The sequence below is a fragment of the Photobacterium sp. genome (genome assembly GCF_033720175.1).
Lineage (GTDB): Bacteria > Pseudomonadota > Gammaproteobacteria > Enterobacterales > Vibrionaceae > Photobacterium.
Genome location: NZ_JAWWDA010000004.1, coordinates 24,554 through 50,261 on the forward strand (window position 1 = coordinate 24,554; position 25,708 = coordinate 50,261).

The 25,708-nt window shown below is 47.0% G+C and carries 23 protein-coding genes; 11 read left to right on the top strand and 12 right to left on the bottom strand.

All coding sequences use genetic code 11. The annotated features are described in order from the left end of the window. Nucleotides 1-119: 119 nt before the first annotated feature. Nucleotides 120-1,685, top strand: a complete 1,566-nt coding sequence (locus R3289_RS05980; RefSeq protein WP_318924579.1) for an FGGY-family carbohydrate kinase — start codon at nt 120-122, stop codon at nt 1,683-1,685. Between the two features lie 72 nt (nt 1,686-1,757). Here the strand turns inward: R3289_RS05980 and htpX are convergent, their stop codons facing one another. Continuing rightward, the gene (gene htpX / locus R3289_RS05985; RefSeq protein ID WP_318924580.1) at nt 1,758-2,636 is read right to left on the bottom strand and encodes a protease HtpX; all 879 of its coding nucleotides are present in this window, start codon (nt 2,634-2,636) and stop codon (nt 1,758-1,760) included. 402 nt (nt 2,637-3,038) lie between these two features. Here htpX and R3289_RS05990 point away from each other — a divergent pair, with 402 nt between their 5' ends. Then, nucleotides 3,039-3,203 carry a hypothetical protein gene (locus tag R3289_RS05990; RefSeq protein ID WP_318924581.1) on the top strand — a complete coding sequence of 55 codons (165 nt, stop codon included), beginning with the start codon at nt 3,039-3,041 and terminating at the stop codon, nt 3,201-3,203. Between the two features lie 108 nt (nt 3,204-3,311). On the opposite strand, the gene bioD is transcribed toward R3289_RS05990, so the two are convergent. The 4 genes from bioD to bioB are packed head-to-tail and all read right to left on the bottom strand — an operon-like array spanning nt 3,312 to nt 7,064. Next, entirely contained in the window at nt 3,312-3,992 is a 681-nt protein-coding gene (gene bioD / locus R3289_RS05995; protein WP_318924582.1) for a dethiobiotin synthase, read from the bottom strand. Continuing rightward, the gene (gene bioC, locus R3289_RS06000; protein WP_318924583.1) at nt 3,985-4,836 is read right to left on the bottom strand and encodes a malonyl-ACP O-methyltransferase BioC; all 852 of its coding nucleotides are present in this window, start codon (nt 4,834-4,836) and stop codon (nt 3,985-3,987) included. Before bioC ends, bioD begins: the two co-directional genes overlap by 8 nt. Further along, nucleotides 4,829-6,040: an 8-amino-7-oxononanoate synthase gene (bioF, locus tag R3289_RS06005; RefSeq protein ID WP_318924584.1), complete on the bottom strand. Its 1,212-nt coding sequence runs from the start codon at nt 6,038-6,040 to the stop codon at nt 4,829-4,831. Before bioF ends, bioC begins: the two co-directional genes overlap by 8 nt. Further along, the gene (bioB, locus tag R3289_RS06010; protein ID WP_318924585.1) at nt 6,012-7,064 is read right to left on the bottom strand and encodes a biotin synthase BioB; all 1,053 of its coding nucleotides are present in this window, start codon (nt 7,062-7,064) and stop codon (nt 6,012-6,014) included. Before bioB ends, bioF begins: the two co-directional genes overlap by 29 nt. Before the next feature lie 186 nt (nt 7,065-7,250). Here bioB and bioA point away from each other — a divergent pair, with 186 nt between their 5' ends. The 6 genes from bioA to R3289_RS06040 all read left to right on the top strand — a co-directional run bounded on the left by bioA (nt 7,251) and on the right by R3289_RS06040 (nt 13,639). After that, a complete protein-coding gene (gene bioA, locus R3289_RS06015; RefSeq protein WP_318924781.1) occupies nt 7,251-8,510 on the top strand; it encodes an adenosylmethionine--8-amino-7-oxononanoate transaminase in 1,260 nt (419 codons plus the stop codon). Between the two features lie 131 nt (nt 8,511-8,641). Continuing rightward, nucleotides 8,642-9,208 carry an LON peptidase substrate-binding domain-containing protein gene (locus R3289_RS06020; RefSeq protein WP_318924586.1) on the top strand — a complete coding sequence of 189 codons (567 nt, stop codon included), beginning with the start codon at nt 8,642-8,644 and terminating at the stop codon, nt 9,206-9,208. A gap of 493 nt (nt 9,209-9,701) precedes the next feature. Continuing rightward, nucleotides 9,702-10,421: a (Fe-S)-binding protein gene (locus R3289_RS06025; RefSeq protein ID WP_318924587.1), complete on the top strand. Its 720-nt coding sequence runs from the start codon at nt 9,702-9,704 to the stop codon at nt 10,419-10,421. A gap of 12 nt (nt 10,422-10,433) precedes the next feature. Then, nucleotides 10,434-11,849, top strand: coding sequence for a LutB/LldF family L-lactate oxidation iron-sulfur protein (locus R3289_RS06030; protein ID WP_318924588.1), 1,416 nt, complete (start codon nt 10,434-10,436; stop codon nt 11,847-11,849). A gap of 9 nt (nt 11,850-11,858) precedes the next feature. Continuing rightward, nucleotides 11,859-12,650 (top strand): lactate utilization protein C, encoded by a 792-nt coding sequence (locus R3289_RS06035; protein ID WP_318924589.1) that lies wholly within the window; start codon nt 11,859-11,861, stop codon nt 12,648-12,650. Nucleotides 12,651-12,736: 86 nt separating this feature from the next. Next, nucleotides 12,737-13,639: a LysR family transcriptional regulator gene (locus R3289_RS06040; protein ID WP_318924590.1), complete on the top strand. Its 903-nt coding sequence runs from the start codon at nt 12,737-12,739 to the stop codon at nt 13,637-13,639. 75 nt (nt 13,640-13,714) lie between these two features. Here the strand turns inward: R3289_RS06040 and R3289_RS06045 are convergent, their stop codons facing one another. Continuing rightward, the gene (locus R3289_RS06045; RefSeq protein WP_318924591.1) at nt 13,715-14,119 is read right to left on the bottom strand and encodes a thiol-disulfide oxidoreductase DCC family protein; all 405 of its coding nucleotides are present in this window, start codon (nt 14,117-14,119) and stop codon (nt 13,715-13,717) included. A 119-nt stretch (nt 14,120-14,238) separates the two neighbouring features. After that, entirely contained in the window at nt 14,239-15,453 is a 1,215-nt protein-coding gene (locus R3289_RS06050; protein WP_318924592.1) for an ROK family protein, read from the bottom strand. An 803-nt stretch (nt 15,454-16,256) separates the two neighbouring features. On the opposite strand from R3289_RS06050, the gene modD reads away from it, so the two are divergent. Then, nucleotides 16,257-17,102: a ModD protein gene (modD, locus tag R3289_RS06055; RefSeq protein ID WP_318924593.1), complete on the top strand. Its 846-nt coding sequence runs from the start codon at nt 16,257-16,259 to the stop codon at nt 17,100-17,102. A gap of 92 nt (nt 17,103-17,194) precedes the next feature. On the opposite strand, the gene R3289_RS06060 is transcribed toward modD, so the two are convergent. The 3 genes from R3289_RS06060 to R3289_RS06070 form a co-directional block, all read right to left on the bottom strand. Beyond that, a complete protein-coding gene (locus R3289_RS06060) occupies nt 17,195-17,698 on the bottom strand; it encodes a PaaI family thioesterase (protein ID WP_318924594.1) in 504 nt (167 codons plus the stop codon). Nucleotides 17,699-17,859: 161 nt separating this feature from the next. Beyond that, nucleotides 17,860-18,420: a NifB/NifX family molybdenum-iron cluster-binding protein gene (locus R3289_RS06065; RefSeq protein WP_318924595.1), complete on the bottom strand. Its 561-nt coding sequence runs from the start codon at nt 18,418-18,420 to the stop codon at nt 17,860-17,862. Beyond that, nucleotides 18,395-18,718, bottom strand: a complete 324-nt coding sequence (locus tag R3289_RS06070; RefSeq protein WP_318924596.1) for a DUF134 domain-containing protein — start codon at nt 18,716-18,718, stop codon at nt 18,395-18,397. The genes R3289_RS06065 and R3289_RS06070 overlap by 26 nt, the downstream gene beginning before the upstream one ends. A 178-nt stretch (nt 18,719-18,896) precedes the next feature. Between R3289_RS06070 and queE the strand changes: the two genes are divergently transcribed. Next, a complete protein-coding gene (gene queE, locus R3289_RS06075; protein WP_318924597.1) occupies nt 18,897-19,565 on the top strand; it encodes a 7-carboxy-7-deazaguanine synthase QueE in 669 nt (222 codons plus the stop codon). A 196-nt stretch (nt 19,566-19,761) separates the two neighbouring features. Beyond that, nucleotides 19,762-22,533, top strand: coding sequence for a hydrogenase expression protein HypA (locus tag R3289_RS06080; RefSeq protein ID WP_318924598.1), 2,772 nt, complete (start codon nt 19,762-19,764; stop codon nt 22,531-22,533). Nucleotides 22,534-22,548: 15 nt separating this feature from the next. Here the strand turns inward: R3289_RS06080 and R3289_RS06085 are convergent, their stop codons facing one another. Continuing rightward, nucleotides 22,549-24,327 (bottom strand): choline/carnitine O-acyltransferase, encoded by a 1,779-nt coding sequence (locus tag R3289_RS06085; RefSeq protein WP_318924599.1) that lies wholly within the window; start codon nt 24,325-24,327, stop codon nt 22,549-22,551. 177 nt (nt 24,328-24,504) lie between these two features. Then, a complete protein-coding gene (gene choV / locus R3289_RS06090; protein WP_318924600.1) occupies nt 24,505-25,707 on the bottom strand; it encodes a choline ABC transporter ATP-binding protein in 1,203 nt (400 codons plus the stop codon). Nucleotide 25,708 lies beyond the last annotated feature (1 nt).

Sequence of the window (25,708 nt, forward strand, 5' to 3'; positions counted from 1 at the left end):
ATTCAGTTAACCAGAATCAACCTATATAGAGTCAATAGTTACACTGTCACCTGGCGCTTTTGCTGACCAGATGTGGCAACTCGATTGGCACACCTCAGAGCGGCATTACCAGATACCTCATGACAATTAATAATAACAGCGAATGGCTGCTGGTCATCGATAACGGTACCCAAAGTGTACGTGCACTGGTTTTTGATCTGCAAGGGCAACTGATTGCCAAATCTAAGATCAAACTAACGCCGTACGTGAGCCCACAACCCGGCTGGTGTGAGCAAGACGGCAGCTATTACTGGCAAAAAGTTTGCGAGGCTTGTCAGCGGCTTTGGCAGCAAGACATCGATAAATCCCGTATCAAGGCGATGTCTGTGACGACTCAGCGCGGAACGATGCTCCCACTTGATGCTGATGGGGAACCATTGCGACCGGCTATTCTCTGGCTTGATCAGCGAAAATATCACCCAGATACAGGTCTGGGATGGTTTTGGGATGGCAGCTTTAAGCTGTTGGGCCTGACCGAAACAATTGATACTTTTCGCCAAAAAGCCCAGCCCAACTGGATTTATCAGGCTGAGCGTGAAATCTGGGATAAAACCCATAAGTTCGCCTTCCTGTCTGGCTTCTTTCACCATCGGTTAACCGCTGAGTGGGCTGACTCATCGGGTTCGCAGGTCGGTTACCTGCCTTTTGACTACAAAAAGCATAAATGGGCCGGCGATCTGGACTGGAAATGGCGGGCATTGCATATCAGGCCGGAGCAACTGCTCAAGCTGGTTAAGCCTGGCGCCCGGATCGGTCAGGTTACAGCGCTGGCGGCAGAACAAACCGGGATCCCCGTAGATCTGCCCGTTATTGCCGCCGCTGCCGATAAGGCCTGCGAAGTACTGGGATCTGGCGGTCAATCATCTGAGATTGGCTGTTTAAGTTTTGGCACGACAGCCACTATCAATGTCACTATGCCCAAGTATGTCGAGGCAGTTCGCTTTCTTCCGCCTTATCCATCAGCAGTCGCCGGATCCTACTGCTCTGAAGTAATGCTCTATCGCGGGTTCTGGATGGTCAGTTGGTTCAAGGAGCAATTTGCCCATTTGGAACAAATCAAAGCCGAGCAGACTGGCGTTGAAGCCGAATCATTGTTCGATGAGCTGGTCAATTCTGTCCCGCCCGGTTCGATGGGGTTAATGTTACAACCCTATTGGGGCCCCGGTGTGAAACAACCCGGTCCGGAAGCCAAAGGGGCGGTCATAGGGTTTGGCGATCTGCATACCCGAGCTCACCTTTATCGGGCTATTTTAGAAGGACTGGCTTTCGGCCTGCGAGAAGGCCTGGAAGCCATTGAAAAACGAAGTGGTTGTAAAATATCGGAACTGAGGGTATCCGGTGGCGGCTCACAAAGCGATGCCGCAATGCAAATTGCTGCCGATATCTTCGGTCTGCCAGCCATCAGGCCACATACATACGAAACATCTGGCCTGGGTGCCGCGATTGATGCTGCCGTCGGCATGGGGCTGCACGGCAGTTTCGCTGATGCGGTACAGGCCATGGTTCATAAGGGGCAGTGTTTTGAACCCAACCCGATGCATCACCAAATGTACGATAAACTCTATAATCAGGTTTATCTCGATATCTATAAAAAACTCCAGCCGCTGTACGCGAAAATCCGCGAAATAACCTGCTACCCCGAATAGACAAAAAAACCCTTTTGCCATAAGAGAAGCAAAAGGGTTTTCAGCGAGAAACGGTACCAGCAGTTCAGGCTATTACAGGTGCTCACCACGACGCAGTGCATTGATGCGCTTTTCCAGTGGCGGGTGGGTCATAAACAATTCAGACAACGATTTCTTACCGTTGATACCGAAGGCCATCATTGACCCTTCCAGCTGAGATTCCTGACCAAGTTTAAGCCGCTCAAGCGCTGCAATCATCTTCTCTTTACCAACCAAATGAGCAGATCCTGCATCGGCCTTAAATTCACGGTGACGGCTATACCACATGGTCAGAATACTTGCCAGGAAGCCGAACAGCACTTCCATAATTGAAGATACGATGAAGTAAGTGATGTAGCTGCCGCCTTCGCCTTCTTCGTCACTGCTGTTAACACCGCTAATAATACCGGCAACTAAACGAGAAATGAAGATAACAAACGTGTTCACGACGCCCTGCATCAGAGTCATAGTAACCATGTCACCATTCGAGATATGACTGATTTCGTGTGCCAGTACAGCTTCCGCTTCATCACGCGTCATACTGTGCAGCAATCCTGTTGATACTGCGACTAATGAATCATCACGCTTTGCACCTGTTGCAAACGCGTTGATATCGGGTGAATCATAGACCGCGACGGTCGGCATGCCGATACCGACATTTTGCGCCTGACGAGAAACCGTTTCCATCAGCCAGTGCTCAGTTTCATTGCGCGGGTGTTCGATAACCATGCCACCCACAGAGCGAAGTGCCATTTTCTTTGACATAAACAAAGAGAACAACGAACCGCCGAAACCAAACAGGGCAGCCATCACCAACAGGCCTGAAAGACTTCCCGGCTGGAGGTCAGTGACAGCATAAATAACATTCAGGACAATACTGAAAACCAGCATTACCGCAAGGTTAGTTGCCAAAAACAATGCAATTCGCTTCATATTTACAATTTTCTCCAACAAAAGAAGCTTCTGATTTTTATACCTAACAGGATTATTATGGTGTCACAGGTATAAACAATCAATCAAAAGTGCGCCACCGATTATTCTGGCTAGATATTTACAGTATGATCGATCATAGTGATTAAAAGTGAAAGTTGTAAATTGTTACCATTCGTAATGATCAATACCCACTCTGTCAGTTAACAGGCTGATTTTACACATGCGCAATGAATGATGCCCCCTGTTAGTGAAAACTTACAACTAATAGTCGCTGTCTGATTATAGCTCTTCGGGCATTAGATTCAGGCCTTAGACTTTAGTCTTATTGCATCAGCAAAAAAATTTGGCTATGTTTGTCTGGTAAGATAATTTATTTCCTAGTTAATTTATCAAGGAAGAATCATGGCTGATCAAGAAAAATACCAAGTTGCGATTGATATCCTCTGCTGCCATCTTGGCATGACGGTTGATGAAGCTCATAAAGAATTAGGGCTGGACTCCTCAGGCGAGAAGCCGCTAACGAATACGCAAGAAGCCCTTATCGGCCTGACTGACGATAACTGCTAAGCTATTCAAAGAATACAGAAAAGGCACCGATAGGTGCCTTTTTCGCTAGAGCTGTATGGAGTCCTAATCTTTCGATTCTCGGAACCAAACGTTATACGCGTCTGTCGACTAAAGCCCCAGAGGCTCTAAATTGATATACTTCGACAAATCGCGCTTTTTGATGCCCGGCATGTAAGGGATCTCACCTAGCTTTTTACCTGGCAGGTTGTCTTCTAGCATACGAATAAGTTCGGCGTAGTTTTCCAGTCCCGGATTGATCCGGTTTGCCACCCAGCCAACCAGCTCTAAGCCATCATGTTGAATCGCTTCTGCTGTCAAAATAGCGTGACTTAAACAACCCAGCTTCACACCGACAACCAAGATCACCGGTAACTTTTCACGCTTTACCCAGCTTGAGAGGTAATCGCTTCGAGAAATAGGTACACGCCAGCCACCCGCCCCTTCGATTAACACGGCATCTGACTTTGCCTTCAGGTTTTCTAAACCTTGTGACAGCACGTCAAAATCAATAACGCGATCTTCGTGTTCCGCAGCCAGATGAGGGGAAACAGGCTCTTCAAAAGCGTACGGGTTAACCTCATCATATTCCAGCTCAACAACTGAAGCGGCCTGAATATACAATGCATCGGAATTACGCATGCCTTCACTTGTTAGCGTACTATCTGACGCTACAGGTTTATAACCCGCCATCTTTATATTCGCGCTGGCAGCTGCGTGTAAAATTGCGCGAGAGGCAACAGTTTTACCAACTTCGGTATCTGTTCCTGTTAAAAAGAAAGCGTTAGTCATTAATAATTACTCCAAAACAGACTTGATATGTAGCTGGCAGTTGTCCATTCTCATCTCGAAACTCATCGTAGGCGCTTTCTAATGCCTTGATCGTTTTACGACCGGCCAAGCCTGTTTTACGCCCTTGTTGCAGATGTGTCGCCCCTATCCCTTTAAGGTCCTTCATGAGTCCAACTGCCGCTGGATAGTTCACTTTAATTGGCGTGAATTCTAGGGTATCGATTACGCAGCCCGCTTGCGCCAGCGCAAGTTTTATGGCGTTTTGCGAAAGAAATTGGTTCACATGTTGATATTGATCAACCTGTTTCCACGACTGGACAAGCTCATACAGAGAACCCTCTACTAAAGTGGTAAAGAGGATCACCCCACCCGGTTTAACCACCCGCTTCAGTTCTTTCAGCGACACTGACAGATCATCACACCACTGCAATGCCAAACTGGAAAAAGCGATATCAAACTGGTTATCACTAACGGGCAGACACTCGGCATCGGCTTCAAGATACGTCACATTATCACCGCAACGTAACCTTGCCTGATCCAGCATTTTCAATGACAAGTCTGCGGCACAAACCTGATACCCTCGCAGAGTTAAATGCTGCGAGAAATGGCCCGTACCGCAACCTAAATCGAGCGCTGTACTTCCGGCGTAGGTCACGGCCGGTAGCAGGTCTAACAACCGATGACCGACTTCGCGCTGAAACGCCGCTGCATTATCGTAGTGCTTAGCTGCACGACCAAAGGCCTCGGCGACCGCTCGCTTATCGACTGGCGTTGTTTTATCAGCGTCCGTTGAGAGCTGTGCCATGTTCGCCTCATGAGTGACAGCATTCATTCTGTTAGCCATGAATCACCTCATTTAAAGTTGTTGTCAAGCACTCAATATCGGCAAGCGTATGTGCTGCCGTTAAGGTGATCCTTAAACGCGCGCTGTTTACGGGAACGGTAGGAGGTCTTATCGCGCTCACCCACACCCCTCTCTCTTTCAAGGCTTGTGATGCTGCCACGGCCTGCTCGCTATCACCTATGAGCAGTGGCTTTATGGGGGTGAGGGTATCAACAAAACCGATCCCGCTATCTAGCCTGGCGGCCAGGTGATGACTTAGCTCTTGCAGTTTTTCGCGACGCCAGTCACCCTGCTGGATCAAGCGGCAAGCAGTACTTAAGGCATACGCCTGGGCTGGCGGCATAGCCGTCGAATAGATAAAGTGACGGGCAAACTGGATCAGGTATTCCGCGGTATTTTCATCACATAATACGGCCGCGCCTGATAAGCCAAACGCTTTACCAAAAGTGATGACTAAGATGTCAGCCTTCACATCGGCATACGCACAGCTACCGCGCCCTTGCTCACCTAAGACACCACAGCCATGGGCATCATCAACCATCAGCCAGCTGTCATGCTGACGACAAAGCTGAGCCATTTCGGCTAGTGGCGAGAGATCCCCATCCATGCTGAATACGCCTTCGGTGATCACCAAAGGCGTTGCTGCTTGTTTATCGGCATTCACAGCCGTTTTGCCATTGCCCGATTTGGTTAGCAAGCCGCTTAATGCTGCTATATCGTTATGGGCGAAACGACGCATGGTGGCGGGAGATAACATGCCCGCTTCCATCAGCGAGGCATGATTGAGCTTATCTTGCAGCAAAAGATCATTTTTTTCCGGCAAGGTAAATAGTACCGCCTGGTTAGCACTGAACCCGCTGTTAAACAACAAGGCACGGTCATACCCCAACCAGTCGGCCAGCTGTACTTCAAGTTCTTGGTGAGCGGGATGAAAACCAGTTACGAGCGGTGATGCACCACTGCCCGTGCCGTAGCGTGTTAAGCCTTCCTGCCATGCAGCAAGCAAAGCCGGATCTTGCGCCAGACCGAGGTAATCGTTGCTGGAGAAATTAACCAACGATTGCCCTTGAGCCTGAACCCTCTGCCTGTTGCGAGACAAGCACGCACGCTGGCGATATAACCCCTGGGCCTTTCGCTCAGCCAGTGCCTGCTCAATTTTTTGATTAAAGCTTCGATTAAATTGACGCATCGTAGAACAAATCATCTTTGTCCGGACGGGCAGCAACCCGCTGTGCTACTTGACCCAGCAACTCTTGCTCTTGTATTTCATCAGGTTTAGTGACTTTTTCCTGACTATTAATGCCCAGCTTTGCAAACAGCTGTATATCTTTGTCTTCGCCCGGATTCGGTGTGGTGAGCAATTTGCAACCGTAGAAAACGGAGTTCGCACCCGCCATGAAGCACAGCGCCTGCATTTGTTCGTTCATGTCTTCACGCCCCGCAGACAGACGGACTGCCGACAGTGGCATGATGATACGGGCAACCGCGATGATCCGGATAAAATCAAATGGGTCAACATCATCTACATCTTCAAGTGGTGTGCCTTTGACTTTTACCAGCATATTAATCGGCACACTTTCCGGGTGAGTCGGCAAAGTCGCCAGCTCAACTAACAGGCCGGCACGGTCTCGAGAGCTTTCACCCATTCCGATAATACCGCCCGAGCAGATTTTCATTCCGGCATCACGGACATGGCTCAGGGTATCTAAACGATCCTGGTAGGTACGGGTGGTGATGATATTGCCGTAGTATTCCGGTGACGTATCCAAATTGTGGTTATAGTAATCCAGACCGGCATCAGCCAGTTCATCCGCCTGATCACCGGTGATCATTCCCAGCGTCATACAGGTTTCGAGGCCCATCCCCTTCACGCCGCGGATCATTTCCATCAAATAGGGCATGTCGCGTTCTTTCGGGTTCTTCCACGCCGCGCCCATACAGAACCGGGTTGCGCCAGACGACTTCGCTTTCTTGGCGGCGTCAAGCACACTCCCCACTTCCAGTAAACGCTCTCGCTCTACATCTGTACGATAATGCGCACTCTGTGGACAGTACTTACAGTCTTCCGGGCATGCGCCGGTTTTAATTGATAATAAAGTACTTACCTGCACTTTGTTGGGCTCGTGGTACTGGCGGTGCACCTGCTGAGCTTCAAACACCAGATCCATAAATGGCTTTTCAAATAAGGCTTGAACTTCCTCGACTGTCCAGTCGTGACGTACTTCCACGTGTAGTAACCTCTTCTTTATTATCATTTCACGTTTGAACAATGCACCTGTCGGTTTCTAAGGTGAAGACAGCACAAATCATTGCTCAAACCGGTTTCAATACTTGGCTAGTCTACTTCTAGTTAGTAGACTGTCAACTGAGAATAAGACCAAGGGTTTACATTTGTGCAAAAAACAACCAGCAATATTGATCTCGAATTTGACCAACAACACGTTTGGCACCCCTACACATCGACCATCAATCCACTGCCTTGCTACCCTGTCGAAAGTGCACAGGGCGTATACCTGAAACTTGAAGATGGCCGGGAATTGATTGATGGCATGTCATCATGGTGGTCTGCCATTCATGGCTATAACCACCCGGCTCTGAACCAAGCGGCCAAAAACCAACTTGATAAAATGTCGCATGTCATGTTCGGTGGCATTACCCACCAGCCTGCCGTCGAACTGTGCCGCAAGCTGGTAGCACTGACCCCGGCGCCACTACAACATGTTTTTCTGGCCGATTCCGGCTCTGTCGCTGTTGAAGTTGCACTGAAAATGGCCTTGCAATACTGGCATGCTAAGGGGCAGCGTCGTCCAAAATTTCTGACCGTACGTCATGGTTATCATGGCGATACATTTGCCGCGATGTCGGTCACCGATCCCGACAACTCTATGCACAGCCTTTATAAAGGCTTCTTACCCGAACACATTTTCGCAGAATCCGCTGAATGCGGCTTTTATGATGAGTGGTGTGAAGACGACATCACTGATTTTAAGAGAAATCTGATCGCTCATTGCGATGAACTGGCGGCTGTTATTATCGAGCCCGTCGTTCAGGGCGCGGGAGGGATGCGTATTTACCACCCGACTTATCTGACCCGTATTCGCCAATTGTGCGATGAGTATGACGTGTTGCTCATTGCCGATGAAATCGCCACCGGGTTTGGTCGTACGGGCAAAATGTTTGCCTGTGAACATGCCAATATCAGCCCAGACATCATGTGTGTCGGAAAGGCACTGACCGGTGGCTACATGACATTATCAGCCACTTTGACAACTAAACATGTTGCCGACACGGTATGTAGCGGGGAAGCCGCCTGCTTTATGCATGGCCCGACGTTTATGGGCAATCCATTAGCTTGCGCGGTAGCGAATGCCAGTCTCGAACTGCTGATGCAAGGTGACTGGCAGCAACAGGTTCAGAGTATAGAACAACAACTGGCTGAATCGCTTCCTGAAATCGGAAAACTGGATAAGGTGAAAGCAGTACGCTGGTTAGGCGCAATCGGCGTCGTCGAACTGCATGAGGCTGTAAACATGGCCGAAATTCAAAAAGCTTTTGTAGACACCGGTGTCTGGATTCGCCCTTTCGGCAAGCTTATCTACATCATGCCGCCTTTTATTATTAAGCCTCAAGAACTTAGCTGTCTCACTTTAGCAATTTTACGAACTCTTCAATAGTATCGAAAAGCAGACAAATTCCTATATTTGTCTGCTTATAATAAACATTGATAATACTAATTATTATTTCTATAAATTGAGTGAAATCCAATCCTGCAAATCATTACTAACAGTATAAGTAAGGATTAATAATGATGCGTTTATCCCTTTTTCCTCAGCAGCTTTACTTGTTACCCGGTGGTATCAATAAGCTGAGGATTTTTGAACCTCGATACCTTCGTTTGATCAAGCTGGCTATGGCGTCAAGCGATGGATTTGGGCTCTGTATGAAAGGCAATGACAAAATCTGTCATTTTGGTACCCGTGCCATCATAACTGACTTTGAGAGCCAGCCCGATGGCGTGTTAGGCATAACGATTCAAGGCGTTGATAAGTTCGTTATTAATGACTACTGGCAGGAAGATGACGGTTTACATTTTGGTGATGTTACCCTGATGGACAACTGGTCAAAGAGTGAAATTAGATCCATTGACCGTGACGTCCCCAAAACCCTGAGAGTCTTGTTTAAAGAGTACCCTGAACATTCAGTTAATTACCCTACCCCTGATTTTGAGGATCTGACATGGGTCTGCCAACGGTGGTTAGAAATTCTGCCTTTGGATACAACCCAGAAGCAGTGGTTTATGAGTAGAAAAGATCATCGGGCCGCACTGTCTTTTCTGCGTGGCGTGATTGATGAAAAATATCGAAACGATTAATCGATGGCATATCTCAATAGAGGCTAACGGATCCTGGCATTATTGAGATATTTTGTTGTCATTTTACTACAATTGCGATATTTGATAACGCATTTCGTTTTTACCTTTTTCCTACACCACGCTCGACTTGCCCGATATATCTCTGATCAATTAGGTAACAATCACAAAATCATTGTTTCCAATAACCCACCAATCACGATAACCACTCGACTGTCCCACTAACACAAATAGCTGATAGTTAAATTTATAATCTAACTTTGTCATTTTTAACAAATGGATTTTAGTCACAATTAGCACCATTGGCAGACCATTGATGATAGAAAAATAGATAGCCAATCCGTATTTCCCACCTAGAATACTTCCCCCACAACATCGTCGAACCCTTCAAAATCGACGCCTCTTTACTTTTTAATAAAAAAACAACAAAAGATCATTAACACACACCGACAACAACACGATAGAAAGCGGTTAGAGCATCTACTGGAGCAATAGCATGAAGGTCAATTTTTTCGTCACCTGTCTGTGCGACACGGTAAAAGCAGAGGTTGCCAAGAAAACAGTCACGCTGTTAGAGCAACTAGGCTGTGAAGTCATATTCCCTGAAAAACAAGGATGCTGTGGCCAGCCTTCACTTAATAGTGGCTACATCGAAAGCAGTAAGCCAGCAATGAAAAACCTGATTATGGCCTTTGAAGAAAATGACCTTCCGATTGTGACTCCGGCAGGTTCGTGCGCGGCAACGGTAAAAAAATATCCAGAATATCTGGCTGATGAGCCAGAGTGGGCTGAACGGGCGCAAAAGATTGCAGATCGCCTTTATGAACTGACCCAGTTCATTGTCAATCAGTTGGGGGTTGAGAATGTTGGTGCTCGCCTTAACGGTCGCGCAGTTTATCACCCTTCCTGTAGCCTGATCCGCAAACTGGGTATACGCGAAGAGCCGCTTCGTCTACTGGCCAATGTTGAAGGGCTTGAAATGCTACCAATTGATAATCAGGAAACCTGTTGTGGTTTCGGTGGCACCTTCTCCATCAAGATGTCTGAAATATCCGGAGAAATGGTTAAGGAAAAAGTGCGCCATATCAGTGCTGTTGAACCTGAATACCTTATCGGCGCAGACATCAGTTGCCTGATTAACATCGGCGGTCGTATCAACCGTGAAGGTAAACCGATCAAAGTCATGCACATTGTCGATGTGTTGTTGAGCCGCTAAGAGGAGCGTACTATGTCGATGAAAACCAGTAATATCAAATTCAAAGAACGTATTAACGTTCAGATGAAAGATGAATTCATGCGCCACTCAGTGGCCAATGCTCAGCAACGTATGTTCACTAACCGCCAGATTGCAGCCGATAAGCTAGGCAACTGGGAAGAGTGGCGGGAAATGGGCATGGATATCCGCAACCATGTTCTGGAAAACCTCGACTACTACCTGCATCAGCTAAGTGAAAGTGTGCATAAGAACGGTGGTAATGTGTTCTTTGCCCGTACTTCAGAAGAAGCCACCAACTATATCGAAGGCATTATCCAGGAAAAAAATGCCAAGAAAGTAGTGAAATCCAAGTCGATGGTTACAGAAGAAATCGGCTTGAATAAGATCATCGAACGTAATAACTGCGAGGTGGTTGAAACCGATCTGGGTGAATATATTCTGCAAGTTGATGATTGCGATCCACCGTCGCACATTGTCGTTCCGGCCCTGCACAAAAACCGTACCCAGATCCGCGATATATTCAAAGATAAAATCGGTTATGAAGGAAGTAATGATCCGGAAGAAATGACCCGGTATGTCCGTAACTACATTCGTCATGATTTCCTGGAGGCCGAAATTGGTATCACTGGCTGTAACTTTGCTGTGGCCGAATCAGGCACCGTTACCCTAGTGACCAATGAAGGTAACGCCCGCTTAGCCACCAGCTTACCAAAGACCCATATTGCCGTTATGGGTATGGAGCGTATTGTTCCTACTTTCGAAGAGCTGGATATAGTCGTAAGTCTGTTGTGCCGCAGTGCGGTTGGCCTGCCTCTTACCGGCTATGTCACTGCGTTAACCGGTCCGCGTGAAAACGAACATTGTGATGGCCCTGAAGAATTCCATTTAGTTATTGTCGATAATGGTCGCTCTGACATTCTGGGATCAGAATTTAAAGACATTCTTCGCTGTATACGCTGTGCAGCTTGCGTCAATACCTGCCCGGCCTACCGTCATATTGGCGGCCAGTCTTACGGCTCGATTTATTCAGGTCCTATTGGGGCCGTTCTTTCTCCACTACTTGGCGGCTATGATGACTTTAAAGATCTGCCGTATGCCTGCAGCTTATGTAAGGCTTGCCATGATGTTTGTCCGGTCAAAATCCCACTTTCTGATCTACTGTTGAAACATCGCCAGAAAATGGGTGAAGAGAAGATCACACCGCTTGGAGAGCGTGCATCGGTAGGGATCTTTAACTTTATCAATGCCAGACCAATCCTTTGGAATGCCACCGTTAAGGTCGGCGCAACACTTGCCAGCGGCTTAATTAAAAACGGCAAGCTACCAATCAACATGGGTCCAATCACGGAATGGACGGAAACCCGCGATTTACCAAATCCAGATGGTGAATCATTTCGCAGTTGGTTCAAGAACAGAAATCAGGATTAAAGGATCAGTATGACTATGTCTCAAAAACTAGGCTCTGAAAACCAGAACCAGATTCATCATCGTGAGAGCTTTTTAGACAATATCGCCCAAAAGCTTGGTCGGCCTCGTCAAATCGATCCGGTGGAACGTCCGGCGCTGAAATACACCTGTCATCAAGAAGTCATGGCGGGCCATTCGCCCGATGAATTGAAAGAGGTGCTGATCAATTACACCCGTACCGCTCTGGGTGCTCACGCCGTTGAGACCACACAAGCCGATTTGACGAAAACGCTGGCTGAAATCTGTAACAAATTCTGTCACGATGAAGATAGCGAAGCCGCCGATTCAACTTCGTCCAAGTCGGCCGTAAACGAAACTATCTTGTCAGCCGACCCGCGTTTATTGGCACTGGTTGATATTGAGCAGTTGGCTACTGACACCCATCGCGTACATGTGTGGGATCAGAACGCTGGCTATGAACCGAATATCTGTATTGCCGAAAGGGCAAAAGCCGGCATTGTCTTCGCAGAGCAAGCGCTGGCAGAATCAGGCACTATGGTGCTGTACAGCAACCCGGCACAAGGGCGCGCGATCAGTTTGTTACCGGAAGCGTCGGTGTTTGTAGTACCTCAGAGTGCTTTGGTCGCCCGCTTGACTCAGGCAACGGCAACGTTGCATGAAAAGGCACGTAATGGCGAACGTATTCCGTCCTGTGTCAATTTCATCTCGGGTCCGAGTTCAACCGCTGATATCGAGTTAATTAAAGTCGTGGGGGTGCACGGCCCGATCTATGCCACCTACGTCATCATTAGTGATATGTAAGTTTCGAACATCAAATAAGGCGCAGGTAATTTCTTCCCGCGTCTTCATTTGGGTATACTTGCGTAAAAGCCATATGAGAAGTAACCATGCCCCAGATTGATGACCTTGTCCTGTTTACCCAAGTTATAGAACACGGTTCATTCAGCAAAGTTGCCACACTGAATAAAATCACTAAATCCGTGGTCAGCAAACGCATCAGTAAACTGGAAGCCGAACTTGGCGTACAGCTTATCTATCGCACAACCCGCAAGCTTACATTGACTGAGCCGGGTACCGTGCTCTACCACCGGGCTAAAGATATCAATCAGGTCGCTCAATCGGCTTTTAATGCCATTACCGGTTACAGCGAGGCCTTGTCTGGTCATATTCGAATGTCGGTGCCGACCATTTCCGGTGAGCTGTTATTGGCAGAGGCCGTATCAGATTTTTGCCAGAAGCATCCGGGGCTGAGCGTCGACATGTCGCTGGATAATCAGTTTGTTGATTTGGTCGCAGAAAACTATGATCTGGTGATAAGAACCGGTTACCTGGAAGACTCCAGCCTAATCGCGCGGCATATTTTCAATTCCCGCTGGATGATTTGTGCCTCCCCCGACTATCTGGCGAAAAACGGTACGCCCGACACACCCAAAGCACTGCTACGCCACAACTGTCTGGGTTATACCCAGCAAAGTTCCGGACCGTTTGACTGGTTATTTATTAAAAACAGCCAACCTTACACCTTAAAAGTGGCAGGTAACTTTTCATCAGACAATGCCGCGGCATTGAGAAAATCAACCCTTGCAGGGAATGGCCTTTCTTATCTGCCAACCTGCCTGATTTACGATGATCTGCAAAATAACACATTGGTTGAAGTGTTGCCGGAACATACCGGCAAAGTCGTGGGTATATATGCTGTTTATCCTTACACCAGAAAACCGGCCAAACGGATCCAGGCTCTAATCGAGCATATCCGTGAATGTTATATGGAAATCAAAGATCATTTCTGATGTCGGCAAAATGAAGTGGGCTTGTGCAAGTTCACATTTCTTATCGTATTTCATCACCATTGTGTCAGCCAAGCATCACCGCTTCGCTAAACGGGCATCGACGCTGCGCCGATACACAATGGAAAGCCATGCTTTAATCCATTTGAATGACATTAACCAGGCAACGGGCTTAAGCCACCCGATTTGGTTGAACAGTAAAATATAGGCGTCTAATTCGCGATGGATCCTGCCGTCTTGATCCCGAACATGCAATTCACGCAATGCCTGTTCCGGGTCAATCCCCCAACCTCGTAGCGTTTCTTCCTGACCGGTAATATCAAACCATTCGACCTGCTCGCTTTGCTCTTCACCCTGTACTTTATTCTGTCGCTCGCGGAGTGATGTCACGCGCCTGCCAAGCCATGATTCATATCTGGCGCGATCTTTAACACAGCTCGGGCACGCCCCGTCATAGAAGACAATCAGTTTGCAATGTGACATGACCTTTATCTCTTATCCCGATTGGACTTATCATCCAGCTTTAAGTGTTGTACAGCTGCGTGTAAAAGACATAAAAAAACACAGCCTGAGCTGTGTTTTTGATGCCACATGAATAATTGTTAACCTTCAACCAGCTTCATCAGCAAATGACCGTCATACATGGCTTGCTTGACCAGTGCCGCCCCCGGCATAGTTGCCTGAGTATAAAAACAACTTTCTTCAATCACTAAATCCCGGTTATACACAGGTAGCGACTGAGCGCGAATACACTCCATGATAGCAGGATAAAGCACACTTTTTGCCCGATTAAACTCACCACCGATCAGGATCTTCTGCGGATTAAACAGGTTTACCATAATAGCAATGGCTTGCCCCAGGTTATGACCCAGTTCAACGATTACCTGCCTTGCCAAAGCGTCACCGGCCACGGCGGCATCACAAATCTTCTCGATGGTCAGTACCGTGCCATACAAGCTGGATGGATGCCCTTCCCTGAGTCGTTGTTCAACCTGCTCCAAAATAGCGCTAAGGCTGGCAACCGTTTCTAAGCAGCCATGATTGCCACAAAAACAGCGTTTACCATAGGGTTTGATCTGAATATGCCCCAATTCTCCGACATTACCCGTGCTGCCCTGCAATACCTTATCATCGAGAATAATACCGGCACCTACTCCCTGATGAACAGAGATCAGGATAGAATTTTCGACGTCACGTGAATTGCCAAATAGCTTCTCAGCCAGCGCCCAGGAGCGGGTATCATTACCGATAAATACCGGTAACCCTGTTGCCTCATGAATAACCGGCCCCAGGGCCAGATTACGAACGTTGTAGTGCGGCATCTGCAAGACTGTGCCTTCCTGCGCATTGACTAGTCCCGGCAGTGACACTGCAATGGCGGTGATCCGATCAAGTTCACTGACATGACTGGCAAAAAACACATTAATTTCAGACAATAACTTCTCGACGACAGCATCCTGGTTAAGTTCTTCAATATTCTGGCGCTCCTCAACCAGAATATCCCCCCCCAACTCATGTAAGGCGATCGTTAAGTAACCACGCCCTAACCTTAGAGATAAGAACTGCCAACCTTCATTGGCCGGCAATAGCCCAATCGCCGGCCGACCTCGACTGGTAGTCTCTTGATACTGAGTTTCTTTTATAAGGTGAGCATCAATTAACTCACGGGTGATTTTAGTAATGCTGGCTGGCGCGAGCAGGCTTCGCTTAGATAATTCAATGCGCGAAATAGGTCCGTATTGATCAATAAGCTTGTATACGCTGCCAGCATTATTTCGTTTTATATGGTCAATGTGTCCTGGCTGTGCGACATACATCTTGTATGCTCCCGTAATAAAAATAAAAACAACAACTTAATAAAAAAGGCTTACATTACCATTAACAAAAAACAAATTTTGTTAAGAAATCTTTAATTCTCAGCCTAAAAAAAACGCATTTTCACTAAGAAATGAACAGATTCTTTTTGAATATTAGCTTTAAAAAAGCTCGCATTAAGAGGATTAGCTCACAGATTTCATTTTCTAAGCAATCTAAAACATGGTCAAATTTTCATGTTAAGGATGTGAAGTGGATATCACTAACAACATTTTTCATGGCCTAAATTAAATCATCCCCTTTCTTGTCCGATGTATATCACACCGTTGTTATAATAACGATATAACCAACATATAAAACACAATGCTTAAGATGATATTTTCCTTGGGCTGATTGAATTAACCGACTAAATGCTTCAAAAAATATTATGCTTTTCCTGAAAACGAGTCTTAACCAGATTTAACCGCGTACAATCTGTTATTGGGGGACGTCTGTGTAGAATTTTTGCTATGTAAGCATTTTCGCGGTATCGGAGAGACGTTATGTCTAGAGAAAGCAATGCCCTGCATTCGGGAGCCTTTACCATCCATACGGATGTGGGTATTCTCACATTTCAACATTCCCGTAAATGTTATGCTAATAATCTGATTTTAATCATTTTGTTGATTATTTTAGGTTCATTATAACGCGCCATGGCAGTCACAAACATTCTCTTACTTACCCATGAACCACACGAGGCCCGCGGCCCTTTCCGAGCGTCAGGTTCGTATCGTCGCCAGGCACAAGTCCATTAACAGGAGATAATATGCTGTATTTTTCGGATCATGAACTCGATACCTTTTTGCTGGAAGATGCTTACCGGGGGGATTTAACGACCCGTACCCTAGGGATCGAGAAACATACGGCAAAAATGGTATTTAAGAGAAAACAAGCAGGCCGTGTAGCGGGGATAGCGGTGGCGAGCGCCTTATTGACGAAACTCGGGCTTCAGCCTGTCAAACATATAGAAGATGGTGTCGACGTTGATGCCGGTACGATCTTGCTTGAAGTCGAAGGGAAAGCCGAACAATTGCACAGTGGCTGGAAAACCGCCCAGCTGGTGCTGGAATGGTGCTGTGGCGTCGCCCAGTATACCGCGGATATGGTTGCGCAAGTTCAGCGGGCCAATCCGAATGCCATTGTCGCTTGTACCCGAAAAAGTATCCCGGGAACCCGTAAGCTTGCCACAGCTGCCGTATTGGCCGGCGGGGGGCATATTCATCGTTCGGGACTTAGCGAAACTTTACTGGTTTTCACAAACCACCGTCGCCTCTGCCTAGAACCTGAAAACTGGCAACAGCATGTCAGCCTGTTACGCCAGCAGGCACCGGAAAATAAAATTACAATTGAAGCAGATACACCCGACCAGATAGCAGAGCTAGTGAAAGCCGCACCGGATATTATTCAGCTTGATAAGTTTACCGTGTCAGAAGTGATCCAATCACAGCAACTATTAGCCAAGTCAGGTCAGCAAACGATGCTTTCTGTCGCCGGAGGCATCAATCGTACGAATGCTGAGGAATATGCTCAGACAGGAGTAACCTTGTTTATTACCTCTGCCCCATACTATGCCGCACCAGAAGACATTAAAGTAATTATCACGCCAATTTAAAGGTAATATTAACATGATCTGCGCATAAGCAATGAACTAAAGGCCCAAGTCGCGATCTGGACGTTTGACAGAACATAAAACCTTGGGCACGTTCAACAAAGCCTCTCTTTGCGCTTCATAAAACGCGCAGTGCTTTTTGCCATAAGCTGTTGATCAACATAAATATCTGCTTCAACTTTATAGAGTGTTAAGTAGGAAGAGTTTATTTTTCCTCGAATAATAATATCCGCTGTGAGTGGAATTTCTGCAAGGTAGCGGATATTTATATCACCTGTTACAGCTTCAACGCCCTGATTAAAAATCGCGTTGCACATTCCGGCATCAAGTAACGCCGCAATAAAGCCACCATGTAAAATACCTTGATAACCTTGCTGATGAATACTCCCTTTAGCCTTTGCCCAAACGACACCCTCTTGATCATTGTAAAAATCAAGTTTCAAACCAAAGGTTGATTGTGTGCCACATAACATACAGTGTTGATGGCTCTTTTGTTTATTCACTTTATCCAAGAGAAGCGTTGACTTGAATAAGTCGCATTTCTTAATCTCATTTTGTAAAAATCTTTTTTCCGGATAATTCATTACAGATGAAGACATGGCGGATCCATTTTAAAATAAAACTGATGCTAAATAGGCTCCCGGACTTTCTCAGGAGCCAAGTTATTATTTGTGCTATTGAAGCCCTAATACTCGCGGTATGACAACCACAGTTTTCCTTATGTAGCTTGGTCAGTTACCTGAGCGAAAAATGCAATAAACTAAACAGGGGTCGTGCGGCAACAGTGGCTGCCTCTCGACGTACCATGTCCACATCGACCATGGCCTCGGTTATGAGCATTATGACCATCTCTATGCTGATGTCTTCCATATGCCTCATGACCGTCAGTTTGCTGCTGACAACAGCGTCCCTGTTTAAATATAGACACTCTCTTATGTCGACAACCACCCTCTTTTTTCTTTACTTCATGATTGAGAGACGGACGTCCCTGGTCGGCTTCAGTCAGAGGGACCAACCCGGCGGCTTCTGGATTGGCCAGCTCTACTGTGTTGCGACGACCACCGTTGGTTTGAAAAACGGTAAGCTGATGAGCGAGTAGTTTGCCTAACATCTGCATACCAATATTACGTACGACGATGCGCTCAGCATGTTGCTGGATTAGCAGATCCAGCAGATTCTGCTTACCTGCACAATGAATGCTGTGTGCCGGATTGGCATGGCGGCTAACTTCCTCGCCTTGCTCATTGATAAAAACAAAGTTTTCAGCCTTAGTGAAATGATTGGCAATACGATCTTCATTCATCGGAATTGCAGTGATCATAATTTGTTACTCCTTCTTCTTCCTCACAGTGCATGATGAGGGCCTTGCCCTGAGTAAGGCAGTCCATTACTTTGAAACGGGCTGATTTCAGAACATTGGCCAGGGTCTGCCGGGAGACACCCATCTCGATTGCCGCTTCTTGTTGCTGCATTCTCAATAGATCAACCAGTCGCAACGCCTCAAACTCATCATTGGCAAGTTGAACCTGTTCAAGCTGACTCATTGGGATCCTGTTGGGTTTAAAGCAACTATCAGCAGGGCGACCACAAATATTTCTTGGGATTTTTGGTCTTGGCATGAGGCCTCCTATAAATGGCATATGCTATTTATACACCTAGTTATTGGCTTATGCCAGAAACTTTTACTCCATGGCATCCATCACGTCGAATGGCTAAAGACAACCGCTTTTCGTTCTGACATAATGTTCTGCTGCTGTTTTTAAGGCATGTATTTTCCAATTCACCACGAGGTTAGCAGTGTACAAGATTAATGAGGTCTTCCAGACTATTCAGGGAGAAGGTGTCTTCACCGGGGTTCCAGCCATTTTTGTTCGCTTACAGATTTGCCCTGTTGGCTGTTCATGGTGTGATACCAAACAAACCTGGAATGCCGAGCCTGCTGATTATGCGTCTGTCGATGACATCATGGCGAAGAAGAGCGATTCTCCGCTCTGGACCAATATTGATGCGCAAGGCGTTGTAGCCTTGCTTCGTGAGCAGGGTTATACCGCCAAGCATATTGTAATAACAGGCGGTGAACCCTGTATCTATGACTTAATACCACTGACTCAGGCACTAGAGCAGGCGGGCTACCGTTGTCAGATCGAAACCAGTGGTACCTCAGAAATTCGTGCAACCGATGATACCTGGGTAACGGTTTCACCGAAAATCAATATGAAGGCAAAATTGCCGGTTCTCTCTTCGGCACTGCAGCGTGCCGATGAAATAAAGCATCCGGTTGGTACCGCTAAGGATATCGAACAACTTGATAATCTGCTTGACGGCGTGACGCTAAAAGACACGGTGGAAGTGGCTTTGCAGCCGATCAGCCAAAAACCACGCGCAACAGAGCTTTGCATTGCCACTTGTATAAAACGCAACTGGCGTTTATCGATTCAGACTCATAAATATCTGGCGATTGCGTAATCCGTGTAAACAGATAAGAAACCGCTGAGCCAGCGGTTTCTTATTCTCAAATTCTTATGAGAATCTCAAAAGTTAGATTCAGCACTATCTGCAAGATCCCCCGGCATCTTTTATATTCTTAGCGCGACACCTACCTATACTAACCAAAAACATAAACATCATAGACATCAATGTTTCTTTGCTTGGGGAAATGAGTATGCGCGCTTATCTTGGCCTTTTTCTTTGCGCTGCCGTCGCAGGGTTATTGCAGGGTTGTGGCGGAGGGAGCGGTGATCCCGTCGACGTAGCCACTCAACAAGTACCACTTTCAACACGTTTTAGCATCAATGTCGACGCCCCCGTCGGGCTGACAATCGCTTCCAGCACTGGCCTTACCCTGATTAATCATGCTTACGCCGATACTCAGGCCAACCTGACTGAGAATAACTTTGCCATTGTATTACTTGACCTGGTTGGCAATATTTACCGGCAGGCCGATATAACCAACTGGGAAAAACAGTCGAATGGCCTCTACCTCATTGATGCAGGCGTGGCGAAACGTTTCAATGCGGTATTGTTAATCGACCTGTATAACACGCCTGATTTTACGGTTGGCGAACCCTTGCCTGATAACCTGTTAATGGCACCGCTTACGGCATCCGATGTAGTGGTAACACTAAATTCAACCATGGCCTATTCCGCCCTTGCCAAGCGAGTCGGACAAGACCAGAGCTGGAGCATTTTTTACGAGGTGGTCAGCGATCCCAGCCGCCGTAAATTGGCCGCGGCCCAAGACTTTGTTGATGATGTCGGTGAGGAGCTTGAAATCACATTAATGCCGCAAGTCGGTACCCTGGGCATGAAGATCCGTGATCTGATGGGCCTCAGTATCGTAAAGAGAGTCACGGCAGGAATTATTGAACGCAAATACAGCGAGCAAACCGCTAGTAAAGCCAGCATCGAAACGGTACTAAACGGTGGCTATTGGCGTTTGAACAGCTTTGCTTCCAATGATGGCAGCGGTATCAATGCCGATAACATGCAATATCGCGATCCGGTCACCACAATGACGGAATACGGCTGGGAAAAAGACGGGGATAACGATATCACCCTGATGGAACAGTTTACCTATAGCAGTGAGAACACACCATTTGAGCCCACTGACATTAAACACCAAGTGCTCACCGCTCAGGGTTGGGTCGGTCTTTACGGCTATGCCAAGGTATTACTTGCGACATCCAGCACAGCCCTGCTGACCGATGCCGCACTGACACAAAATGATAATGCCGGCACCTTCTTAGAAGTCAGTTCATATTCACTGGCCGGCAAAAAGCTTCACAACTTTTTATCTACCAAAGAGAACCACCACTTAACCAAATACATTGCAGAATATGCCGTCTTTGAAGATGGCGCGGTTGGCTATTATTTTACCTGGCGGCCTGAAAATACGCGCTATACGTTATGTAACAACCGCAATGACTCCGACGCTTGCCGGATCTCACCGCTAGCGATACCTGATACTTTTTATACTGCTGTCGACGATGTAATGAGCAGCGAAGCCAGTGCCACCTTCGACAAGGTTAACGGCTTTAAGCTCTCTGACAAGGTCATTGTGGAATTCGTCAAAAATGAAGATGAACCTAACCGCGGCAGCGTTCATTACTGGTTCAATATTGCCGGTAACAACTGGCAAATTCAAAAAACAGCCACCTGGTCATCGGAGCAAATATTTGGCTTCAATATAATCCAGTTCGAAGTGCCTGAAGCGATCACCCAACTCGACAACAGCTATCGCTTTAACACCCGATATCTGTTTCTGGTCGAAGACCAAGGTTACGTCAACATTGGCGAAACTATCCTGGATCTACAGGAATTTCACTATTCAGGCTTCAATGACGCTGCTAAAGAGCAAATTTTCAGTGCTGCCAGCCGAGGCAATCTGCCCCCCTTTGGCTACTGTTTGTTTGGTGACAATCAAGCGGCAACAGAAGACAAGTTCTTAAATGCGGTGATCGAGTGCGGCGGCGATGAACACTTCACCACCCAATCAGTGTCAGCTCTGTTTGATCAGCAACTGGTACAAATCGATCCAGAGGGTAATATCCGGGCCATTATCTTAAAACAAGACAACACCTGGGCGTATTATCTTAATAGTCTCTTACAGGACTCGGTGAAAACCTGGTCGCTGACCGAGCAAGGTTATTTGCGCCTTAACTGGAACCCACGGTTAGCAGATGATGATTTCGACCTCTGGGCGCTGACGGGCCGGGATCCGGATAACAAGTTACTGGCACTCAAAACCTATATGGCCCGCCAGGAAAGTATAGGCGCGCCTACCCGTGAAATTTATGCGCAAATCACCAAAGAATACGCGCCAGACGCACTAGCCGTTTGTCCTGCTAACGATTCGGGCTGGAGTCAGGAAACCACCACCCCGACAATTAAAAAATCTCTGGCTCAATATCAGAGCCAGACGGCCAGCTGTATGGTTAGCTGGGATAACAAAACCACCCTCTTCAACGAGTCGATGCTTCTTAATGGTGTTGACAATGATGACCTCGCTTTTGCCTTTGCAGGTGATCCATCACGCTACCTAAAACTATTAACCAATGAATTTGATGGTGAATATTTCACCGGCAGATATGTTGATTATGATGGCTGTGGTTTTAATTTCGAGATCAAATGGAAGATCAACGAAGATGGCACGCTTTACTACGAAGCGAGCGACGGTTCAATGAACGAACACATCGCTATTACTGAATCAGACGGCTTACACTTTGCTATTAAAGCCTTTAACCATCAGACCCGCTGGCAAACCGACGAAACGCTGCAATACACTGCCGATGAAGGGGAAATGTGGAGCGATATCGTCACCTTGATAAGGGCTTCTGACGTACCAGACGTTGAACATAACCCAGACGGCGCTGAGCCCCAAGCAGGAGGCACTATTCTAAATGACGGCCAGGTTTGTGAGTACTCTGCGCTGTAGGGAACGACTGAAGTATCAACGTCGCATCAAATCTGCCATCTCAAGCAGCGACTGCTCGATATAGGTTTTCATCTGCTCGAGTTTGTCCTGTAGTTCAGTTCGGCTTGTCATATTAAAGCAGATGGAATCATTTCGCTTAAAGTACCTGATCCCGTAACCATCATCGACAATCGGCCCGTAACCAGCAAGCTCTACGCCGTATTCTGACGTGGTACTGGTACAAACCACACTGTGAGTCAGTGCCTGGTAGCCTTTATCGGTAAATATTTCCGGCAGTGTCTCAATTCCGATATCACGGCCAGCCGCTTTACAGCAATATTTAAGCCCGAGCAGATGGGTATAAATTCCATCACCAAGTCTGCACTCATTTGCCCTTTCGATATGTATTCGTGTGGCCTGAATGAGCGAGTCTATCTTCGCCTGATCGCTACAATCGGGGTCACGCATATTGTGAATAAACGCCAGTGACTCGGGCGAAACGGTATACAAAACATCGATACGTCCGTCGATAAACGTTCTGGTCATTACGGCTTCATAGGCACTGTAACACTTTCCATAAAGCTTATGCTCGGCCAGTTGTAACGCCATCTGAACGAACGCATCAGGGCTCACACCAAATTGCTTGATCTGATTTTTACCAAATTGAGTGAAATTCAACACCCGGGTCTGGGTATTGGCTGTGTGTTGACAAAAATCATCCGCCGCAGCACGAATCGTCTGCGTCAGCGCATCATCTAAATCAAACTCAATCTCATCAACGCTTGGAGCCAGTGTGCTTTTTGGCTCAGCAGAAGCCCTCTTATTATCAAAAGAGACCTTATCAATGGTGTCATAGAGATATCCAATCAGCCGTAACATAACGGAGCCATCCACCGCGGTATGCTCAAAATTGACCCCGGTCTTACCATTTTCGAAGACAATAAATTGCAGCGATTTATCGAAAAAGCGATCTTTGCCATCGCCATGAAGTAATTGTTCTGATACCTCGGTGATCTGTTCCGGGTTGTTTTCATCCAGGCACAATGCAAAAGCAGCGTCTTCAATGGCTGTCATCGAGTCTCTGTTATTAGCCGAGATCTGAAGCAGGTCTGCCCTAGCTTCTGCCCAGGCATCCCGCTGCATGGTAGTTAGAATCCCTACATTTTGCCCTTCCCCTGAGGCCGAGAGAATACAATCAAGATCGGATTCAATCGCTGATGGCGACCTAATACTTCCTTTTGCATCAAGAATATCAATCTTGTATATCCGCATCTTATGCATTACCACAATATGCTTTCTGGACGATGAAACTTTAAACTCATCCATTCCCTGTTGCGCTATTCTTACTGAGGAAAAAAGGTGATTGTATTGATTCATGCAAAGCGGCATATCTTTTTGCAGGTCAACGACAAGCGCTTTGTTATCAATCAAGGCGATAAAGTTATAAACGCTGACAATAAGCGCGGCAGCAATATTTGCCTGCGAACATACCTGTTCATCAAGCTTGCTTTTCAGGTAATAAAATACGTTGCTGTTAATGACCAGAGGATCTCGGGATTCCAGATACATCGCTCGCCAGACGGGTGCCGACCAGTTAGCGTGATTGTGCCGAGCGGCCCATTCAACCAACTCATTTTGGAGTATTTCGCCCTCTCCGCCAGACTGAAGAAATTGCTCTACCACCTTTCTGGTTCTGCCTTGTTCTTCTTCTGTTAATAACGGATCAGCCCATTCGATAAGTTTACGACATGTTTGATTGATGTCTGGCACTGGCATTATCGGTAATGTTTTTTGGCAACTAAATGTGTTTCCCATTGATCTGTCTAACTCCTGGGGCTGACTATTTTTCAGAGTGAGTCTTGCTGTGTGCTGATATTCTTACCGCCAGACGACGGATACAACGCCACCTGTTTGGTAACGCGAAGGCGCACCCTAGCCCTATATTAAAAGGCGATGAAGGCACACTCTGCGCTTTCGAACGTAGGGGACGAGTTATGTGTTGGTTTCGGTTTCCAGAGAAATATGCTTGCCTAAAAGGGCATGATAAAAATCACTGTCCGCCAAGACACCAACCAACGGGCCATCCTCTGCCAGCAGAACAGGTTGCCCCGTCCGATAGCGAATTTCCAGCCCTTCCCGCATCGATATATCCGGATGGGTTATCACCAGGCTATCTTGTTTCAGTCCTTCAAGGCAGTCTCCCTCCTGCCATAAGTGCAGCGGTAACGCCTTGCCCTGACGGGTCACAGAAGTAACATGTCCTTGATGATCAGTAGCAATATAGGTTTGATCATGCTGGCTCAGCACCAGTTGACTCTCTTGTAATTCCAGCGTGGATGCATCTGTCATCAAAGAACGGCCACACAATACATTCAGCGGATTGGTGTGAGCCACAAACTCTGCGACGTATGCTGTATTCGGGTTAAGTACGATTTCTTCCGGTCTGCCGTGCTGGATCAAACGCCCCGATTCCATAATGGCAATTTTATTACCCAGCTTAAGTGCTTCATCCAAATCATGGCTGACGAATACGATAGTTTTATTCAGCTTACGCTGCAGTTCGAGCAGTTCATCCTGAAGTTGGCTTCTGATCAGAGGATCAAGCGCAGAAAATGGTTCATCCATCAGCAAGATATCACTATCCATGGTAAATGCTCTCGCCAACCCGACTCGTTGCTGCATACCGCCCGATAGCTCATCAGGGTAGTTATCCTTCCATTCTGCCAAACCAACCATTTCCAGCTTTTCTTCTGCACGGCGACGGCGTTCTGCTTTACTGATCCCCTGCATTTCAAGACCAAAAGCGGCATTGTCTAAAACTGACATCCAAGGCATTAAGGCAAATTTCTGAAAGACCATCGAAATACGATTAGTACGCAAGTGGCGTAGTGCTGCCTTGTCACAATTTGCTAGGTTAATTGGCTGCTCGCCGTCCTGAATAGTAAGTGAGCCGCGGGTAACCGTATTTAACCCGTTAATCGCACGCAGCAAGCTCGATTTTCCTGAGCCCGATAACCCCATCAATACGCAGATATCCCCCTTTTCGATATCCAGGCTAACGTCATGTACGCCCACCACATCGCCTGTAGCGTCAATGATTTCCTGACGGCTTTTGCCATTATCTAGCATCGCTAATGATTTGGCGGTTTGCTTACCAAAAATGACATCCAGATTTTTAATACTAATAGCACTCATG

Excerpts from the sequence above, each read along its gene's own strand:
- bioC (WP_318924583.1), bottom strand. The coding sequence starts at position 4,836 with ATGGCTAACAGAATGAATGCTGTCACTCATGAGGCGAACATGGCACAG.
- R3289_RS06035 (WP_318924589.1), top strand. The coding sequence starts at position 11,859 with ATGACTATGTCTCAAAAACTAGGCTCTGAAAACCAGAACCAGATTCAT.
- R3289_RS06070 (WP_318924596.1), bottom strand. The coding sequence starts at position 18,718 with ATGCCAAGACCAAAAATCCCAAGAAATATTTGTGGTCGCCCTGCTGAT.
- R3289_RS06045 (WP_318924591.1), bottom strand. The coding sequence starts at position 14,119 with ATGTCACATTGCAAACTGATTGTCTTCTATGACGGGGCGTGCCCGAGC.
- R3289_RS06085 (WP_318924599.1), bottom strand. The coding sequence starts at position 24,327 with ATGGGAAACACATTTAGTTGCCAAAAAACATTACCGATAATGCCAGTG.
- R3289_RS06030 (WP_318924588.1), top strand. The coding sequence starts at position 10,434 with ATGTCGATGAAAACCAGTAATATCAAATTCAAAGAACGTATTAACGTT.
- R3289_RS05990 (WP_318924581.1), top strand. The coding sequence starts at position 3,039 with ATGGCTGATCAAGAAAAATACCAAGTTGCGATTGATATCCTCTGCTGC.
- R3289_RS06065 (WP_318924595.1), bottom strand. The coding sequence starts at position 18,420 with ATGATCACTGCAATTCCGATGAATGAAGATCGTATTGCCAATCATTTC.
- R3289_RS06080 (WP_318924598.1), top strand. The coding sequence starts at position 19,762 with ATGCGCGCTTATCTTGGCCTTTTTCTTTGCGCTGCCGTCGCAGGGTTA.
- R3289_RS06060 (WP_318924594.1), bottom strand. The coding sequence starts at position 17,698 with ATGTCTTCATCTGTAATGAATTATCCGGAAAAAAGATTTTTACAAAAT.
- choV (WP_318924600.1), bottom strand. The coding sequence starts at position 25,707 with ATGAGTGCTATTAGTATTAAAAATCTGGATGTCATTTTTGGTAAGCAA.
- htpX (WP_318924580.1), bottom strand. The coding sequence starts at position 2,636 with ATGAAGCGAATTGCATTGTTTTTGGCAACTAACCTTGCGGTAATGCTG.
- R3289_RS06050 (WP_318924592.1), bottom strand. The coding sequence starts at position 15,453 with ATGTATGTCGCACAGCCAGGACACATTGACCATATAAAACGAAATAAT.
- R3289_RS06025 (WP_318924587.1), top strand. The coding sequence starts at position 9,702 with ATGAAGGTCAATTTTTTCGTCACCTGTCTGTGCGACACGGTAAAAGCA.
- R3289_RS05980 (WP_318924579.1), top strand. The coding sequence starts at position 120 with ATGACAATTAATAATAACAGCGAATGGCTGCTGGTCATCGATAACGGT.
- bioF (WP_318924584.1), bottom strand. The coding sequence starts at position 6,040 with ATGATTTGTTCTACGATGCGTCAATTTAATCGAAGCTTTAATCAAAAA.
- modD (WP_318924593.1), top strand. The coding sequence starts at position 16,257 with ATGCTGTATTTTTCGGATCATGAACTCGATACCTTTTTGCTGGAAGAT.
- R3289_RS06020 (WP_318924586.1), top strand. The coding sequence starts at position 8,642 with ATGATGCGTTTATCCCTTTTTCCTCAGCAGCTTTACTTGTTACCCGGT.
- bioD (WP_318924582.1), bottom strand. The coding sequence starts at position 3,992 with ATGACTAACGCTTTCTTTTTAACAGGAACAGATACCGAAGTTGGTAAA.
- R3289_RS06040 (WP_318924590.1), top strand. The coding sequence starts at position 12,737 with ATGCCCCAGATTGATGACCTTGTCCTGTTTACCCAAGTTATAGAACAC.